The following is an 18,778-nucleotide window of genomic DNA, read 5'->3' on the forward strand; positions in this document are numbered from 1 at the left end:
CATACCGCGGCCGGCCCCGGTACCCCCGAGGGACCGGCGGCCCGGCGGGGGAAAGGGGCAACGGATCCAATGGCATCACGGCGGGACGAACTCAACGCGTACACCTTCGCCAGACGGCGGCTGATCGCGCAGTTCCTGCAGCCGAGCGCGAGCGGTACGGAGGAAGCGTGGCCCCGGCCACTGCACGCGGTGCTGCCGGGGGCGATCGTCATGGTCGTCCTGCTGGCCGCGTTCGGTGCCTGGGGGATGTTCAAGCCGGCGGCGCCGCAGGGGTGGGGCAAGGCGGGCGAGCACGTCATCATCTCCAGCAGGTCGACCACCCGCTACGTGGTGCTGAGGACCGACGGCAAGGCCCAGCTACACCCCGTCCTCAACATGTCCTCGGCGAAGCTCCTGCTCACCCCGGACAAAGGCAAGATCATCAACGTCGACGAATCGGTGCTGGACAGCGGCCGGATCCCGCACGGACCGACCCTTGGCATCCCATACGCCCCCGACCGGCTGCCCGAGGCCAAGGAGGCCGGGGCCAAGAAGCACTGGGCGGTCTGCGAACGGCCCGGCGAGGGCGGCCGCGCGATCCAGAAGGCGGCCTTCATCCTCGCCCGGCGCGACATGAACCGGACCGAAGGCCCCGAACGCCTCACCGGCGGACAGATGCTGTACGTCCAGGGCCCGGACCGCACCCGCTACGTGGTCGACGCCGGGGGCACGGCATACCCGGTCGAGAACGACGAGGCGCTCCTGCGCGTGATGGTCGGGGACACGACGCCGCAGCGAGTCTCCTCCGGGTGGCTGGAGACCCTGCACAAGGGGGACGCGATCGACTTCCCCCGGCTGCCGGGCACCCCCGGGGCCGACGCCGGCATCGAGGGGCGGCTGGAGCCGGAGGTGAACAGGGTCGGCCGGATTCTGCAGGCCAGCTCCGGCACCCGCGCGCAGAAGTACGTCGTGCTCCGGGGCCGGGTCGCCCCCGTCTCGGACTTCATGGCGAAGCTCCTGCTCAACAGCGCGGAACTCTCCGCGCTCGGTCAGGCGGGCCGCGCGCAGCCCGTCAACGCGGGCACCTTCACCCCGGGCCGGCCCTTCGGCGCGGAGAAGAAGTGGCCGCAGCGGGAGCCGAACCGCGTCAACTCCGCGAGCACCGCGGAAGGTGGCCGGAGCACCGTGTGCAGCGTGCTGCGCGACGTGGACGACGACGGGGCCGGCAAGGGCGCCACCACACTGAGTACCTGGGCGGGCACCGCCTTCCCGGCGACCTTGCCCACCGGCTCCAGCAGCGCGTACGTCACCCCGGGCTCGGGCCAGCTCTTCCGCCAGTTCACGGGCGCGACGACCAACTCGGGCTTCACTTTCCTGATCACGGACACCGGCCTGCGCTACGCCCTGCAGTCCAACGGCGACCGCGCGACCGACGACGCGGGCATCGGCGAATCGGGCCCGGAGAAGCAGCGCGCGGAGCAGCGCGAGGCCCGCCTCGCGGAGGCCCGGCAGGCGCAGACCCGACTGGGCTACGCGAACGTCACCCCGGCCCCGGTCCCGGCGGCCTGGTCGGCCTTCCTGCCCACTGGCCCCCGCCTGTCGACCGGGGCCGCACTGACGCCGCAGGGGGCCTGAGCGATGAGGACGGCACACCGCGCTGCGGCCGCCCTCGCGGCCCCGCTCCTCGCCCTCGCCTGCCCGGCCGCAACCGCCCCCGCCGCCGCGGACGAGAGCCCGGGACAGTGCACGTTCCCGGACAAGCCCTACGCGGGCAGGCCCTGGTCGCTTCAGCGCGTTCTCCTCGACGAGCTGTGGAAACAGGCGACCGGCAAGGGCGTGCGCGTAGCGGTGATCGACACCGGGGTCGATGTGAAGAACCGTCAGCTCGCCGGGGCGGTGGACACGAGAAGCGGCCGCAATCTCCTGCCGAAGAACCTCAAGGACGAGAATGGCAACAAGATCGAACGCGGAAAAGAGAACGGAATTACGGATTCTGTCGGCCATGGCACAAAAGTCGCGGGAATCATCGCGGCCCGCCCGATGCACGGCACCGGTTTCACCGGCCTCGCCCCCGGGGCGACGATCATTCCGATCCAGCAGAACGACGCCGAGGGTCACGGCACGGCGGAAACACTCGCCGCGGCGATCCGTTACGCGGCGGGCCCGGCGCGGGCCGACGTGATCAACATTTCCCAGGACACGGCGGACGCCGTGGACCCCGCACCCGAGCTGAAAGAGGCGGTGGACGAGGCCTTGGCGGAAAAGACCGTCATCGTCGCGTCGGCGGGCAATGACGGCCTCGGCGGAAACGTCAAGGAAACCTACCCGGCGTCCTACGAGGGCGTTCTCGCCGTCGCCGCCTCCGACCGCAACAACGAACGCGCCGCCTTCTCCCAATCGGGCGAGTTCGTCGACGTCGCGGCGCCGGGGGTGGACATGATCTCCACGGTCCCCGGCGGCGGCCACTGCTCGGACGACGGCACCAGCTTCTCCGCCCCGTACGCGGCCGGGGTGGCCGCCCTCCTCAAGGAGAAGCGGCCCGGCTGGACCCCGCGCCAGATCAACGCCCAGATCATGCAGACCGCGGAGCGCGCCATCCCGGGCCACGACCGTCTGGTGGGCTGGGGCGTGGTCGACCCCGTGCGGGCGCTGACGGAGGCCGACAGGCCGATCGAGCATCCGGTGCCCGGCGATGACAGCGCCGGGAAGGCGAAGCCACCTTCTGCGATGACCCTGCCCACGGGGGAAACGCCGGAGGAACAGGTATCCCGCCTCGGTACATATGTGGCAGTCGGCAGTTCCGTTCTGGTGGCGGTTATCGCGGGCAGCGCCGTCGTCATGCGTGATGTCCGGCGAGTAAAACGGAAAAGCCGGCGGATGAGCTGATGAACGCCGGTCGAACTGACAACTCACCCATACCCGGATGTGCTCGAAAGCTCGACGGAAGTAGCGGAATCTCCGCCGGACGGAACCGCCGCCTGCTATGAACTGTGCGACGAGTAACGCGAGTTGGCCGAGAATCCGGTAAGGACTTTCCGGCGCTTTGACTACGGTGTCATGCACACGAACGGCTTCGATGGCGCAGCGGTTCCGGCGGACGGGAACAGCACCCGGCGGGGCCGACCGGGAAACGGGGAGGGGTAGCGGCGTGGCTGACGCAAGCGGGGGAGGCGGCGATCTCCGACTCGGGGTCGGTGCACTGGAGAGGTTCCAAAAACGCGTGGACGCGCTCCTGTCGGAGCTGGAGGGAGGTCCCGCCGGCAGTGCGGAAATGGCGGCTCAGCGCATCGCCCGCACCTCCCTCAGCGGCAGCAACGCCCCCTTCGCCGAGGCGGACGGTTTCCACCGGCAGTACAGCCGGGTCCATGAACAGCTCGTCTCACTTTCCAGGTCCCTGGGCGAGCAGATCACCATGCTGCGCATCGCCGTTCGGGGTACGGAGATCGGGTTCGAGAACCTGGAGGAGGAGCAGCGGGTTCGGTTTCATGCGATCAGCGACCGCCTCGTGACGGAGCGGGAGGCGGCGCTGAGGCAGCGGGACACCGCCGCTGACAAGCATGCCGACCGCAAGGACGAGAGCACCGGGTTCGACGTGGGGGAGGGCTGATGAGGGGAGGCGGGGACCCGCAGCTCGAGCCGACGCCCGAGCAACAGCAGAAGAAGACCTCGGCCGGGCTCCGGCAGCAGTTCCACGCGGTCGACGCCGTGGAAACGATGAAACCGTTCCCGGGCTTGCTCGGATTCGGAGGTGGTTGGGGAAACTTATTCGGCAGGACCGACTTCGCAGACCGTGAGCTCAACTCGATGCTCGACCTCCTCGAGACGGCCAATCCTCCGGACCTGGAGCACGTAGCTCGTGCCTTGGCCAAGGCACGAGACTCACTGAACGACGCGGCGAGGGAACTGGACGACTACCTCAAGAAGACGGACTGGGAGGGCGAGTCCGGCCGGGAGTTCCGCCGGTACGGCAGAGAACTCACCAAGCACGCCTGGGAAGTTGCGTCGTTCGCGAACGTGGCAGCCACACAGGTATCGGTGGCCGGTACAGGACTCGCGTCGGTCAGCAACTCCACTCCAAGACACCGCGACACGCGACTCGTCCCCAAGCGTCCCGAGGACTTCACATCCGTGGAGCGAACGGAGAACAACGCCGCGTACAAACAGGCCGTGGAGGTTGAGCGGAACCGGCAGGAGACCATCAACCAGATGAACCGGCTGGCCTCGTTCTACGCGGTCTCCGAGCAGAGCTTGGCGGCCCAGCAAGCACCTGCACCTCCCAAGCCTGTGAGGGCAGCAGTGCCTGAGCCCTCCGGCTCTGTCGGAGCGCGTCCGGGGGGTTCGTGGACGGTGGATGCGTTAGCAACTGGTGCAACGGCACACATCGGTCCAGGAGGGGGGAGGTTCGATGAGGCGTCGGAAGGCACCTCCTACGCATTGATCCCCGGCGCTTCCCCGTCCGGACCGGCTCCGGGGACGTCGGTCCAGATCGACACCACGGCACCACCGGTGGCCCCTGCCCCGAACCCTGCTCCCGCCCCCACAGGGTCAGGCCCCACCGGCCCTTCCGATGGACCGATGCTCCCGCCGGCAAGCCTCGGCACACCCCCGCCCAACGCCATGCGGCGCCCCGCCGGGGGCGGCAACGGCACAGCGAAGGCAACACCGCGCCCCGGCCCAGCCGTTGGGCAACCTGGCCGGCCCGGCACCACCGCCACGCCGACGGGAGGCACCGGCTCCGGCCGCAATACTCCAACGGCCGCGGGACGCCCCGGGCCTGTCGGGCGCCCCGGCGCCCAAGGAAGCAATCCCCCGGTCACGGGCCGGCCGAGCACCCGCGGCCGAGCAGGCACGACCGGCGGCGGGCCTGCGGCGACGGGAAGGCCGGGCACGGGCCGGACCCGTCAGCCCCCTATCACGGGTCGCCCCAGCGCTACGCAGCCCACCACAGGACGCGCGGGAACGAGACCGACCAGCGGCTCGACACGGACTCCGGGCGGAGGTGCCATCGGATCATCACCTGCGGCGCCCAGCCGTGGGTCCGCAGGCCGAACGGGCCAGTCAGGAGTGGTCGTGCCCCAAAGGTCAGCAGGCAGTCCTCGTCCTGCCGGCCGCGGCGCTGGCACACCTGCGGCGAATGGCGTCGTCGGCACCCCGCGCGGCGCCGCTGCGGGCTCCCGACCGGGCGCGGGAGATTTCACCGCCGGGGGCACCGGCCTGGCGGGCGGACGTCCGAACCGGCGACGCCCCGGCGAGGACGACCAGGAACGCGTCGGCAAGCGGTCTGATCACCTGGCCGAGGACGAGAAGACGAGGGAGCCCCGGCGGCGGAACACCGCGCCGCCGGCGATCGACTAGGCAGAGGGAAGGTTCGGAAGTCGGTATGACCGCAAGAATCAGCCACGCCCGCCGGAGCATGGTCGCCGTGGGATCCGTGCTCGGCGCGCTGACCCTCACCCTGTCGGGCGCGACGCCGGCACCCGCTGCCGAGGACGTGCGGTCCAAACAGTGGTACCTGGATGCCCTCTACGCCGAGAAGATCTGGAGGAAGACCACAGGCGAGGGCATCAAGGTCGCCGTCATCGACTCCGGTGTGAACCCCGACACCCCCTCGCTCAGGGGCCAGGTACTCGAAGGTGTCGATGCGACTGTCGAAAAGGGGGGAAGCACCGACGACACCGACGGCCAGGGCACCACCACGTCCGAACTGATCGCCGGAACCGGCAAGGGGGGTGGCCTCAAGGGGCTCGCTCCTGGAGCCAAAATCATTCCTATTCGAGTTCCGCTGCTCAAGCACGACGAGCTCCCGCCCGGGACCTGGATCGAACGCGACCCGCTCTATTACGCCATCCGCGCCGCAGCCGACAGCGATGCCCAGATCATCGCGGTCAACATCAGGAACGAACACGCCATCGGCAACAACGCGTATCAGGACTCTGCTGCTGAGTACGCGGCCAGTAAGGGAAAAATACTGATCGCGGGAACTGGTGATAACGCCAAAGAAGGTAACAAGCCCCTGTACCCGGCGAGAGAGCGACTTGTCGTCGGAGTTTCATCCGTCGACAAACAGGGGCACGTGGCCGACTACTCACAGCACGGGGACTACGTTCACCTCGCTGCCCCAGGGGTTGACATCCCGCGCTGGTGCGACACCAGTTTCCGGCACTACTGCGATGGAGGTGGAGCCAGCGCCGCCACGGCGATCGCTTCAGCATCGGCTGCCCTGATCTGGTCCGCCCACCCCGACTGGACCGCCAACCAGGTAATCCGCGTCCTCTTCGAAACGGCAAGTCGCAACTGGGGGAAGGACAGTCGCAGCAGCTATCTGGGGCACGGAATCGTTCGACCGATCTCCAGCACCGTCCGCGGCAAAGGGAGCCCTGGCTCTCCCAACATCAACCCTCTGACGCACAAGGACTCGATGGATGCCAAGAGTCCTTCCACTTCACTATCGACACAGCGCCCCGAGAAAAAAGAAAAGGGCAGGGTAAAAGCGCATGAGGCTGGCGAAGAAGCCAATGACGATAGCCAACCGGGCGTCGTCGCCGGTATCGCCGCCGTGGTATCCGCCCTGATCGCAGGCGTATTTTACCTGACCCGCAAGCGCCGTAATTCCTGAGCGTACCGAGGTCCTGTCCCCCGGCGAATCGTATACGTCGGCCTAAAAACCACACCGAGAAAGGAAGGCCCTTCATGGCAGTCCAGAAGGTCAATGACGAAGTCCTGCGGGGATTCGAGCAGGAACTCAACGACCGCTTCGGTTCCGTCAAAGCACAGCTCCATCAGCTACAGGCCGTGATCGACGGCATCGAGGGCAAATGGAAGGGCATGGGCGCCGTGTCCTTCGACCGCAAGCAGCGGGAGATCAACGAGCGCATGGCCCATATAGGCAACCTCCTGGCCCGCTTCCAGCAGGCGGTCGACGACAACCGCCGCATCGTCGGCAGCACCGAGCAGGAGGTCTTTCAGGCACTCAAGGGCATCGACACCGGGGCTGGTTCAGGCGCCGGTGCGGGCGGCGGCTCCTCCAGCTTCCACAGCATGTGACCCGCGGGAGCGCCGCTCCACCACCAGCACACGGACTTGAGATCAAACGGCGAGAGACAAACGGGAGGAATCATGGCCGTGGACGACGGCACGATGCTCGTCACCTATGCGGAACTTGAGCACGCAGCCCAGCAGATCACGAGCCAGGCCAAGAAGCTCGACGGTGACCTGGAAGCACTCCAGGCCCGTATGAAGGACGTCTCCGCCTTCTTCGAGGGTGAGGCCAAGACCGCCGCGGACGGTCTCCACCGCGAGTGGGACAGGAAAACCAGGGAGATCCACACCTCCCTGACGGCCATAGCCAACGCCGTCCGCGAGGCCAGCGCCGCCTACAGCGCGGCCGACAAGAAGGCCGCCGCCAACTACTGACGGCAACGACAGCACACATCACGCTCGCGGGGTGGGCACGCACGGGAGGTGTCCACCCCACGCACTGTGCCGTGGCGTAGGAGGAGGACCGCCGACGATGGCGTGGGACGAGTGGGAACATCTGAAGGCCGAGGCGGCGGAACGTACGTCGACGGGCATGCGGCTCAACAGCGGATTGCTTCCCGGCGATCCGGTCGCCGGAAACCGGTTGCTGTCGGATAAACGGGTCTGGTCCAAGGCCGGCGGTGAGCTCGCTGGCTTGAAGGGCGAACTCGGCAAGGCGGCCGGGAAACTGAGGGACGGCCAGCGGGGATTGGGCGATACAGCCGGGTGCCGGTCGGCCGCGGCGCAGCAGGAATTATTCGACTCGTGGGAGAAGTACGTCGAAAAGGTCTGTGACCGCTGTGGTGCGCTGGGCGCGCTCCTGGAGCGTTCCGGGCGCGACCTTTCCATGCCCGACAGCGAGGTCAGAGGCGAGCTGGACCGGCTCAAGCTCAGGTACGAGGACACCGAGGCTGTGGGCGGTTGGGCGAAGGGGAAGTGAGCCGTGGATTTCGCGACGCTGAAGGCGTTCGAACCGTCCGGGTACGAGGGAGCCGCAGACGGATACCGCGTCATGGGGGACTCGGCCGGGAAAGCGAAGAACGACATCGACAACCGGATCTCGGCGGCTGTCCGTAACCGAGTGGCGGGCGTGACCGCGACCGCCGCATTGGGTCACCTGAAGAAGTTGGCACAGAACCTTCACTACCTGCAGACGGAGTGCGGTCTCGTGAGCACCGCGCTGAACGGCTTTGCTTTCGACATGGAAGCTGCCCAGCGCAAATTGGAAGCGGCCATCGAGGACGCCCACGCCGCCCATTGCGAGGTGACGGCCGACGGTTCGGTTTCCTATCCGGCGGGCGGGGAGGAAGTCGACGGCAAGGTACCGGAAGGCGGCACGGTCACAGGAAGCACCGGGCCCTGGGACCCGGTGTCGGCGGCTGTGCGGCGCCAGGCGGCGGGCATTCACCCGAACCCGCATTACGGAAAGGCGTTGGGGTTCGCGGACCGTCTCGCCGACGCCGTACAGGAGGCCACGGAGACGGACGCAAAATGGGCCCCGAAGCTACTGGCTCTCAAGGCGGACGACGACCTGACCGTCTCCGGTAAGGACTGGGCGGATGTCCGGAAGGACATGACGGGTGTACGCGGGGCGGGTGAAAAGTACCTCGACTCCTTACCGCAGCCTCCCGAGGGCGGCTCCCCGAAGGACAATTCCTCCTGGTGGAAAGGGCTCACTCCGGAGGAGCAGGAGGAGTGGGTGTCGCTGCGGCCCCATGAGGTGGGTGGCCTTGACGGGCTGCCTTCCGTTGTCCGCGATGAGGCCAACCGCATCGTCTTCGCCGAGAAGAAGGCCCAGGTCCAGAAAGAACTGAACGGTATCCCGAAGCCGCCCGCCAACGAGTGGACGTGGATCACGTCGGGGGGATACCCCGCGAAGGTGCACACCGATGAATGGATGGAGTGGCACCGGCAGTACGGCGACCGGTACGAGAAGCTGACCAAGGCCCACGACGGAATGAAGAGCATTCAGAAGCGATTCGATGCGACCGGCAGGGACGGGCTGCCCGAGGCGTATCTGCTGAATTTCAGCGCGGAGGGGAACGGCCGGGCCGCCATCGCTACCGGAAATCCCGATACGGCTGATCACCAGGCTGTGTATGTTCCGGGCACCACCGCGAATCTGGGCGCGATCGACGGTGATATCGACCGGATGACCGAGCTGTGGCGCCAGTCGAACGCGGTGTCTCCCAGCGCTTCGGTCTCGACCATCACCTGGCTCGGTTATGACGCTCCGCAAGACATCGTCAAGGACTCGCCGTTCGAACATTACGCCTACGACGGGGCACCGGCATATCGGCAGTTCATGGAAGGTCTCGACGCTTCGTACAGCAGTTCCGGAGAGCCGCACCGCACGGCGATCGGGCACTCGTACGGCACGACGCTCATCGGGGCAGCGGCAGAGACCGGCGATCTCAAGGCCGACGACGTGATCTTTGCGGGAAGCCCTGGGGTAAAGGTTGGGTCGGCCGGCGAGATCGACGTCCCGAAAGGGCATGTGTGGAACGAGGAGGCGGACTGGGACTGGGTGCCGGACATCGGCCGGTGGGGCCATGGCGGCAGTCAGTGGAAGTTCGGCGGCGGCACGGCCATCACTCCCAGTGACGACGTTTTCGGCGCGAACCAGATGAACACACATGCCGAGGGAAGCGGACCGGATGCCACCAAAGGAGTCGAAGGCCATAGCGACTACTGGGGCAAGGATACGACCGCGTTGAAGAACCAAGCGCTGGTGGTCGTCGGAGAGTACGGCTATGTCACCGCTCCTTAGCGGTCAACTCCGCTCTCTGGGGGTGTTGTTGTTACACGCCAGAGCGTCACGAAAACACCGGACGAAACCTAGGAATTCCATGCGCCGTGTACTGTCACCCGCCGGGACCCTCGTTCTGGCCGGACTTCTCCTCACTGGATGTGGCATGACTGACAGTGGAAACGCAGATTCCCCCAGCGGCAAGTCCAGCGGATCGACCTCGGGGATCCCTTACGCGGGGACCGCCACCACCCAGGATGCATCCATCGCCTTGAAGCGGGTGTCCAGCCAGATCTACGACTTTGCCGGCGTCCCCGGAAGGGCTTCGAAGCCGGGGCCCGGTGTCAGAGAATGTGAGGGCAAGGACAGGGACACGTACTTCCAGATGTACCACCCCTGGAGTTTCGCGCCGAAGAACACGGGCGATGTCGGCATTGTCATGGAAAATCTCAAGGAGAAGCTCAAGACCGACGGTTGGGTCATCAAGGATCTTTACCACGACAACAGCCCCAATAAGGCGCTCAATTTGGTCGCCGACAACGATGAGAAGAAGGTCAGTGTCTGGATCGCTGAGCGGTCGAAGAGCAAGGTTCCGTTCCTCAGCGTCGAGGTCACATCCGGCTGCTACCGGATCCCGGACGGCCAGGAGATCGACCGGTTCTGACGGAGTGGGAGTGCTGAGTCGGCGCCGCCCCGGTGTGTCCGCACCGGGGCGGCGCCGTTCGTTCCGCCGGCCGGTGATCGCTCATCGGTTGGTGGCGGTTCGGCGGTGAATTCCCTTTTGGGTGCGGGATTGTCGGTCGGGGTGTGGGGCTGGGGTTGGCCGGAGGAGGTGGCGGGTGTCGCTGCGGCTGCCCGTTCGGGGCGGGGAGTGGTGTTCGAGGGTGGTTCCGAGGGGGTCGGGGGGTGGGGCCGGGGTGGGTGGCGGAGGGGAGAAGTCGCAGATGGGGGGCTATATCACGAGAGGTTGATGCACGCTACATCCATTCGGAGGTGTGGGCGTTGTTGAGCCATTGACAATCTGTGCCTGGGATCGCACACAGCGTTGATCGCGTTCCGTTTGTCCGTCGGAGGCATATGGGAGCGAACTCCCCGATCGTGTGCCCGGCGCCCCGGCCGTCGTCGCCGGGGGCGCCTGCCCGTGAAACAGCACTCCACACTCGGTGAGTGGTGGCGCAGAGGAGTTCAGGATGGCTGAGCGGATCGATCCGCAGCGCGCGGCGTCACACGGCCCGGACGCGAGGGCCGGAGCGCCGGTGGCCGAGGACGCCGGAAAGCTTGAGGACTGGCTTCTGGAGTGGGTGGCCGGGGCGAGTGGCCGGGCGCGCGGCGAGATCCGCGCGGACCGGCGGTTCACCTCGTACGGGCTGGACTCGATGGCGCTGACCCGGCTGGTCGCCGAGGCGTCGCGGCGGATCGGGCGGCCGCTCGCCGCCACCCTCGCCTGGAGCTGCCCGACCCCCGTGGAGCTGGCCCGGCATCTGGCCGGAGCGGGCGAGCGGTCCGAGCCGGTGGTGGCCGCGCCCGGCGGTGCGGCGGCGCGGGCGGTGGACGAACCGGTCGCCGTGGTGGGGATGGCCGCGCGGTTCCCCGGTGCGCCGGACCTCGCCGCGTACTGGGAGCTGCTGACCGAGGGGCGGGACGCGGTCGTCGAGACGCCGGCGGAGCGCTGGTCGGCGGACGAGTGGTACGCGCCGGGGGAGCCCGGCCGGATGGCCACCCGGTGGGGCGGGTTCCTCGACGCAATCGACGGGTTCGACCCGCTGTTCTTCGGGATATCGCCCGCCGAGGCACGTCATATGGACCCCCAGCAGCGGCTGGTGATGGAGCTGGCGTGGGAGGCGCTGGAGGACGCCGGGATCGTGCCGGGGAGCCTGCGGGGGCGCGAGGCGGGGGTGTTCGTCGGGGCGATGTGGAGCGAGTACGCCGCCTTGACCGCCGCCGATCCGACGCGGCTGACCGCGCACTCGGCCACCGGCGGTGACCTCAGCATCATCTCCGCCCGCGTCTCCTACACCCTCGGTCTCACCGGGCCCAGCCTGACGGTGAACACCGCGTGCTCGTCGTCGCTGGTCGCACTGCACCAGGCGCGGCGCAGTCTGCTCGCGGGGGAGTGCGACCTCGCGCTCGTCGGCGGCGTCAACCTCTTCTGCGACCCGGCGGGCACCGTCGCGATGTCGCACTTCGGCGCCATGGCCCCCGACGGCCGCTGCAAGGTGTTCGACGCCCGCGCCGACGGCTACGTGCGCGGTGAGGGCGGCGGGCTGGTGGTGCTCAAGCCGCTGTCCCGGGCCCGCGCCGACGGTGACCGTATCTACTGCACGCTGCGCGGCAGCGCCGTCAACAACGACGGGTTCAGCAACGGGCTGACCGCGCCCAGCCCGCAGGCGCAGGAGGCGGTCATCCGCCGTGCCTGCGCGGACGCCGGGGCCGACCCCGCCACCGTGCGGTACGTCGAGACCCACGGCACCGGCACCATGCTCGGCGACCCGATCGAGGCCGGGGCGCTGGGCGCCGTCTACGGGCCGGGACGGGCGGCGGACGCGCCGCTGCTGCTCGGGGCGGTGAAGAGCAACATCGGCCATCTGGAGGCGGCCGCCGGGGTGGCCGGACTCGTCAAGACCGCGCTGGTGCTGCACCACCGTCAAGTGCCGCGCAATCTGCACTTCGAGACGCCCAGCCCGCACATCCCCTTCGCCGAGCTGGGGCTCGCGGTGCCCACCGAGGCACGGCCCTGGCCGGGCGCCGCGGACGAGGAGGCGTGGGCCGGGATCAGCGGCTTCGGGTTCGGCGGCACCAACTGCCATGTACTGCTCTCCGGGGCGCCCCGGGAGGAGGCGGCGGAGACGGCGGGGACGGCCGTGCCGGGGGAGCCCGTCGCACCCGCGGCCGTCGCCGGAACCTCTGCCGACGCCTCCGCCGGAACTCCCGCCGACGCCTCCGACGCCTCTGCCGGAACTCCCGCCCACGCCCCCGGCGAAGCCACCGGCCCCGTCTTCGTCTTCGGCGGGCAGGGCTCCCAATGGCCCGGGATGGCCGTGGAGCTGATGGCGGAACCGGCGTTCGCGCGGGCGGTGCGGGACTGTGACCGGGCGCTCGCCCCGCACCTCGGCGGGCGCAGCGTCAAGGACCTGCTCACCCTGCGCACCGAACCGCTGGACGACACCGCCTCCGTGCAGTCCGCCGTCTTCACCCTGCAGGTCGCGCTCGCCGCGCTCTGGGCGGACCGGGGCGTGCGCCCGGCCGCGGTGATCGGGCAGAGCATGGGCGAGATCGCGGCGGCGCACGTCGCCGGTGCCCTCTCCCTGGACGACGCGGCGCGGCTGGTCGCCCTCCGCGCCGGACTCGTCGACGACCGGGCCCCCGACGGCACCATGGCCGTGGTGGGCCTGGACGCCGAGGCCACCCGCGCCGCCCTCGCCGCGCACGGCGCCGCCGACCTCGCGGTGGCCGTCGTCGGCGGACCGGACCGTACCGTCGTCTCCGGCGGCCGCGCCGCGATCGCGTCGCTGACCACGGCGCTCGCCGCGCGGGACGTCACCGTCCGCCCGATCGACGTGGACTACGCCTCCCACTCACCGCACATGGACCCGCTGCTCACCCCGCTGCGCAAGGCGCTGGCCGGGCTCGCCCCCGGGCCCGGCACCGTACCGATGTGGTCCACCGTCACCGGCGCGCCCGTCCCCGGCGAGGAGCTGGACGCCGCCTACTGGTGCCGCAACCTGCGCGAGCCGGTCCTCTTCGGCGACGGCATCGCACAGCTCGCCGCCCGCGGCCACCGCCACTTCCTCGACGTCAACCCGCACCCGGTCACCCAGCTCGACACCGAGCGGATCCTCGGCGGGCGCGGCGCGGCCCTGGTGTCGATGCGCCGCGGCGAACCGGCCGCGGCCCAGCTCGCCGTGACGGCCCGCGCCCTGCCGACCGCGCCCGCCCGCCCCGCGTGGCCCGCGCTGCTCACCGTCTCCGGACGCGACGAGGCGGCACTCGCCGAGGCCGCGCGCAAGATCGCCGGCCGTCTCGCCGCCGCCCCCGGCGACCTGCCCGGCATCTGCCACACCCTCGCCGCCCACCGCGGCCACCACGAGCACCGGCTCGCCCTCGTCGCCACCGACGCCCGGGAGAGCGCCGCCGTCCTCACCGCGTACGCGGACGGGGAGCGGCCGCCGGGCCCGGTGCGCGGCCGGGTCCGCGCCGCCGCCACCCGGACCGTCTTCGTCTTCCCCGGCCAGGGCGGCCAGCACGCCGCGATGGGCCAGGAGCTGTACCGGCAGGAGCCCGCGTTCCGCCGCGCCGCCCACGCCTGCGCCGAACTGATCCTCGCCGAGGGCGGTGTGGACCTGCTGCCCTGGCTGACCGGGGAGCGGCCGCTCGACCCGGACGCCATCGAGGAGGTCCAGCCCGCCGTGTTCACGGTCGGCGTCGCCCTCGACGCGCTCTGGCGGTCCTGGGGCGTCACGCCCGCCGCCGTCGTCGGCCACAGCATGGGCGAGGCCGCCGCCGCGTACGCCTCCGGGGCGCTGTCGCTGCCCGACGCGGTCCGGGTGATCTGCCGCCGCAGCGCGGCCCTGGCCCGGCTGACCGGCCGTGGCGCCATGCTGCTGGTGGACCTCGATGCGGACACCGCCCTCGCCCGGGTCGCGCCGTACGCCCCGAGCGCCGAACTGGCCGCCGCCAACGGGCCGCGCACCACGGTCCTCACCGGCGACGCCGCCGAGATCGCCGAGGCGGCCCGGAAACTCGACGCCGAAGGCGCCCTGGCCCGTGTCCTCCAGGTCGACGCCGCCGCCCACAGCCGCCAGGTCGAACCGCTCCTGCCGGACCTGCGCCGCGCCCTGAAGTCCCTGGCGCCCGGCCCCGAACAGGTGCCGTTCGTCTCCACCGTCACCGGCCGCGCCCACCCCGGCGAGGCCCTGGACGCCGGGTACTGGGCGCGCAACTTCCGCGAGCCCGTACGGTTCGCGGACGCCGCCGGGGAGATCGCCGGCGGCGGGCCGGTCTGCTTCGTCGAGATGGGCCCGCACCCGGTGCTCGCCCCGGCCCTGGCCGACCTGGTCCGCGCCCGGCAGGAAGGCGCCGCGACCGGCTCGCTCCGCCGCGACGAGCCGTACCGTACGACCCTCACCCGCGCGCTCGCCGTCCTGCACACCGCCGGCGCCGACCTGGACTGGGACCGCCTCCCGCTGCCCGCCGGACCGCTGACCGCGCTGCCCGCCCACCCCTGGCAGCGGCGCCGCTACTGGATCACCGACCCGCCACCCACCGCCGAGGACGGCCCGGACCCGGCACCCGCCGCCGACCGGATCGCCGCCGCCTCCTCACCCGCCGAGGCCGCCGCCCTGATCCGCCGCCATCTGACCGTCCATCTGGCGGCCCTGCTCGGCACGGACCCCGCCGACCTGCGGGACGACGTCCCGCTGCTCGCGCTCGGCGCCGGTTCGCTCGCCGCCATGCAACTGCGCAACACCCTGCTGGAGGACCTGGGCACCGACCTGAAGGTCTCCCGGATCCTCGCCGCCCCCTCACTCACCGCCCTCGCCGAGGAAGCCGCCGGCGCCACCGCCGGCACACGCCACGCCCCGGACGCTCCCACGGAGGTACTGCTGTGACCGACCCCACGGACCCGGTCCTCGCCGCCCTCGTCGCCCGCGGCGGCGACCTGCGGGCCGAGGCGGGCGCCCTCCGGCTGCGCGGCCCCGCCACCGTCCTCACCCCCGAACTCCGCGCCGACGTCGCCACCCACCGCGACGCCCTCCTCGCCCGCCTCGCCGACCGGCGGATGCTGCCCCTCTCCGGCATCCAGCGCCGCCTGTGGTTCCTCCAGGAACTCGACACCACCGGCACCGGCTACACCTTCAGCTACGCGAGCCGGCTGCGCGGCCGGCTCGACGTCGCCGCCCTCGACGCGGCCCTCGGCGCGGTCCTCGCCGCCCACCCGGGCCTGCGCGCCGGATTCGCCGAACTCACCGGCCACCCCGTGCAGTTCCTGCCCGACACCGCCACCGTCACCACCACCGTCCTCGCCCCCGGCCCGGACGGCGACTGGGCCGCGCCGCTGCGCGCGCACCTCGTCCGCCCCTTCGACCTGTCCCGCCCGCCGCTCCTCCGCTCCGCGCTGGTCCGCCTCGGCGACGACGACTGGATCTGGGGCGTCACCGTCCACCACCTCATAGCCGACGGCTGGACGTACGGCCTGCTGCTCGACGGCGTCTCCGCCGCTTTCACCGGCGCGGCGATCGAACCGGCCGCCGACTACGCCGAGTTCGTCGCCCACGAACGCGCCGTCGCCGACGCCCCCGCCCGCCTCGCCGCCCTCGACCACTGGGCGAAGACCCTCACCGACGCCGTCGCCGAGGCCCCCGCCGACCTGCCCACCGACCACCCCCGGCCCCGCGAACGCGGCTACCGCGGCGCCACCGCCTCGGCCACCTTGCCCGCCGCGACCGTACGGCGGCTGCGCGCCCTCGCCGAGGCGGAGGGCACCACCCTCTTCGCCGCGCTCCTCGCCGTCCACGGCGTGATGCTCGCCCGGCACACCGGCGCCGGCCGCGCCCTCGTCGGCACCCCGTACGCCAACCGCCCCGACGCCCGCTTCCACACCACCGGCGGCTGCTTCGTCTCCACCCTCGTCCTGCCCGTCGACCTCACCGGCGGCCCCGCCTTCCGCGCCCTCCTCGCCCGCACCGGCCGGACCTGCGCCACCGCCTGGGACCACAGCGACTACGCCTACGAGCAGCTCGTCGAACGGCTCGCCCCGCAGCGCGACCCCAGCCGCAACGCGCTCTTCCAGACCTTCCTCGCCCTCCAGGACCTTCCGGGCGGCCTCGACCTGCCGGGCCTGACCTGCGCACCCGTACCGTTCGACGCCGGCACCACCCAGTTCGACCTGGAGGTGTACCTCACACCCGCGCCCGGCGACACGCTGGAGCTGGAACTGCGCTACCGCACCGACCTGTTCGACCCGGCCACCGCGGACGGCTTCGCCCGCCGCTGGCAGCAGCTCGCCACCCGCCTCGCCGACGATCCCGACGCCACCACCACCCGCGTCCCCGTCCTCTCCGACACCGACCGGCAGGCCCTGACCACCGCCAACGACACCGCCCGGCCCTACCCGCACGAGGTCACCGCCGACGCGCTGTTCGCCGCGCAGGCCACCCGCACCCCCGACCGCACCGCCCTGCGCTGCGGCGACACGGAATGGACCTACCGCCACCTCGACGCACGGGCCGACGCCCTCGCCGCCCTGCTGCACACCGCGGTACGCCCGGGCGACCGGGTCGGCATCCTCATGCACCGCTCCGCCGACATGGTCGCCGCCGTCCTCGCCTCGCTGCGCGCCGGTACGCCCTTCGTCCCGCTCGCCCCCGACCTGCCCGCCGCCCGGCTGGCGCAGCTCGCCGCCGACTGCGGGCTGACCGCCGTCTGGACCGGACCGGACACCGCCGCCCTGCTGCCCGACGGCGTCCGCCCGCTGGACGCCACCGCCCCCGCGCCCGGCGGCCCGCCCCCGCGGGACACCGTCACCGACCCGCGGACGACCGCGGCGTACACCCTCTTCACCTCCGGCTCCACCGGCGTCCCCAAGGGCGTCGAGGTGCCGCACGCAGCCCTCGTCAACCTGCTCACCACCATGACGGACCGGCCCGGACTCGGTCCGGACGACACTCTCGTCGCCGTCACCGCGCTCTTCTTCGACATCTCCCTGCTGGAACTGCTGGCCCCGTTGCTCACCGGCGCCACCCTCGTCGTCGCCACCGACGCCGAGACCCGCGACCCCGACCGCCTCGCCGCCCTGCTGGAACGCCACGGCGCCACCGTCGCCCAGGCCACCCCGTCCACCTGGCGGATGCTGCTCGACTCCGGCTGGACCGGCCGCGCGGCGCTGCGCGTCTGGTCCGGCGGCGAAGCCCTCAGCCGCGACCTCGCCGACCGGCTGCTGGCCGCCTGCGCCGAGGTGTGGAACCTCTACGGCCCCACCGAGACGACCATCTGGTCCGCCCGCTGGCGCGTCACCCCCGGCGACGGCCCGGTCCTGCTCGGCGAACCCGTCGCCAACACGGCACTCCACGTCCTCGACCGGCACGGCATGCCCGTCCCGCCCGGCGTCCCCGGCGAGCTGTACATCGCCGGCGACGGCCTGGCCCTCGGCTACCTCCACCGGCCCGACCTGACCGCCGAACGCTTCGTCACCCTCGACACCGGCGACGGCCGCCCCGAACGCGCCTACCGCACCGGTGACCTCGTCCGCCGCCTGCCCGACGGCACCCCCGTCTACCTCGGCCGCACCGACGACCAGCTCAAGATCCGCGGCCACCGCATCGAACCCGAGGAGATCGAACAGGCCCTGCGCCGCCACCCGGCGGTCCGCGAGGCCGTCGTCGTCCCCGCCGACGGCGACACGCTCATCGCCCACCTCCTCGCCACCGACCCGGCCACCCCGCCCACCGAGGACGAACTCGCCGCCCACCTCGGCGGGTTGCTGCGCCCCGCCCTCATCCCGCAGCGCTTCGTCTGCCACCCCGACCTGCCCCGCACCGCCAACGGCAAGACCGACCGGGGCGCCCTGCGCCGCACCGCCGTGCCCGCGCCCCGCGCCGCCACCACCGGTGCCGAACCCCCGGAAAGCCCCGAGGAGCGGACCGTCGCGGCGGTCTACGAAGAGGTCCTCGGCACCGCCGGCATCGGCCGGTACGACGACTTCTTCCGCCTCGGCGGCCACTCGCTCGCCGCCACCACCGTCCTGTACCGGCTGCGCGAGGCCACCGGCGTCCGCGTCCCGCTGCCCGCCTTCCTCCAGGACGCCACCGTCGCGGCGGTCGCCGGGCACCTGCGGCCCGCCGATGACCTCGAAGCCGCCCTCGCCCTCCTGGAATCCCTCTCCGACGAGGAAGCGGCGGCCCTCCTGGCCGGAACCGACCCGGCCGCCTGAACTCCGTCCCCACCGCGGCGCCCGGCCCCGGGCGCCGCCCGGCGGCGGCCACCTCCCCAAGGCCGTACGGCCCGGCCGCCGCCCCGTACCACCTCCCCACCCTC

At 71.2% G+C, this 18,778-nt stretch carries 11 protein-coding genes; all 11 read left to right on the top strand.

Annotated elements, in window-relative coordinates; genetic code table 11:
- Positions 1 to 69: 69 nt before the first annotated feature.
- On the top strand, positions 70 to 1,614 hold the full coding sequence (gene eccB / locus ACGH2B_RS20565; protein ID WP_399091697.1) for a type VII secretion protein EccB: 1,545 nt from the start codon (positions 70 to 72) through the stop codon (positions 1,612 to 1,614).
- A gap of 3 nt (positions 1,615 to 1,617) precedes the next feature.
- Entirely contained in the window at positions 1,618 to 2,865 is a 1,248-nt protein-coding gene (mycP, locus tag ACGH2B_RS20570; RefSeq protein ID WP_399091700.1) for a type VII secretion-associated serine protease mycosin, read from the top strand.
- A 385-nt stretch (positions 2,866 to 3,250) separates the two neighbouring features.
- Positions 3,251 to 3,586 carry a hypothetical protein gene (locus ACGH2B_RS20575; RefSeq protein WP_399091703.1) on the top strand — a complete coding sequence of 112 codons (336 nt, stop codon included), beginning with the start codon at positions 3,251 to 3,253 and terminating at the stop codon, positions 3,584 to 3,586.
- Between the two features lie 1,773 nt (positions 3,587 to 5,359).
- The gene (locus tag ACGH2B_RS20580; RefSeq protein WP_399091706.1) at positions 5,360 to 6,595 is read left to right on the top strand and encodes a S8 family serine peptidase; all 1,236 of its coding nucleotides are present in this window, start codon (positions 5,360 to 5,362) and stop codon (positions 6,593 to 6,595) included.
- Between the two features lie 74 nt (positions 6,596 to 6,669).
- The gene (locus ACGH2B_RS20585; RefSeq protein ID WP_399091709.1) at positions 6,670 to 7,023 is read left to right on the top strand and encodes a WXG100 family type VII secretion target; all 354 of its coding nucleotides are present in this window, start codon (positions 6,670 to 6,672) and stop codon (positions 7,021 to 7,023) included.
- Between the two features lie 72 nt (positions 7,024 to 7,095).
- Positions 7,096 to 7,392 carry a WXG100 family type VII secretion target gene (locus ACGH2B_RS20590; RefSeq protein ID WP_399091712.1) on the top strand — a complete coding sequence of 99 codons (297 nt, stop codon included), beginning with the start codon at positions 7,096 to 7,098 and terminating at the stop codon, positions 7,390 to 7,392.
- 97 nt (positions 7,393 to 7,489) lie between these two features.
- Positions 7,490 to 7,936 carry a hypothetical protein gene (locus ACGH2B_RS20595; RefSeq protein ID WP_399091715.1) on the top strand — a complete coding sequence of 149 codons (447 nt, stop codon included), beginning with the start codon at positions 7,490 to 7,492 and terminating at the stop codon, positions 7,934 to 7,936.
- Between the two features lie 3 nt (positions 7,937 to 7,939).
- On the top strand, positions 7,940 to 9,766 hold the full coding sequence (locus ACGH2B_RS20600) for an alpha/beta hydrolase (RefSeq protein WP_399091718.1): 1,827 nt from the start codon (positions 7,940 to 7,942) through the stop codon (positions 9,764 to 9,766).
- Between the two features lie 145 nt (positions 9,767 to 9,911).
- Entirely contained in the window at positions 9,912 to 10,409 is a 498-nt protein-coding gene (locus tag ACGH2B_RS20605) for a hypothetical protein (RefSeq protein WP_399091721.1), read from the top strand.
- A 526-nt stretch (positions 10,410 to 10,935) separates the two neighbouring features.
- Positions 10,936 to 15,354 (top strand): type I polyketide synthase, encoded by a 4,419-nt coding sequence (locus ACGH2B_RS20610; protein ID WP_399091724.1) that lies wholly within the window; start codon positions 10,936 to 10,938, stop codon positions 15,352 to 15,354.
- On the top strand, positions 15,351 to 18,674 hold the full coding sequence (locus ACGH2B_RS20615) for an amino acid adenylation domain-containing protein (RefSeq protein ID WP_399091727.1): 3,324 nt from the start codon (positions 15,351 to 15,353) through the stop codon (positions 18,672 to 18,674). The genes ACGH2B_RS20610 and ACGH2B_RS20615 overlap by 4 nt, the downstream gene beginning before the upstream one ends.
- Positions 18,675 to 18,778: the final 104 nt, after the last annotated feature.

Source organism: Streptomyces sp. BBFR2, assembly GCF_044497305.1.
GTDB lineage: Bacteria > Actinomycetota > Actinomycetes > Streptomycetales > Streptomycetaceae > Streptomyces.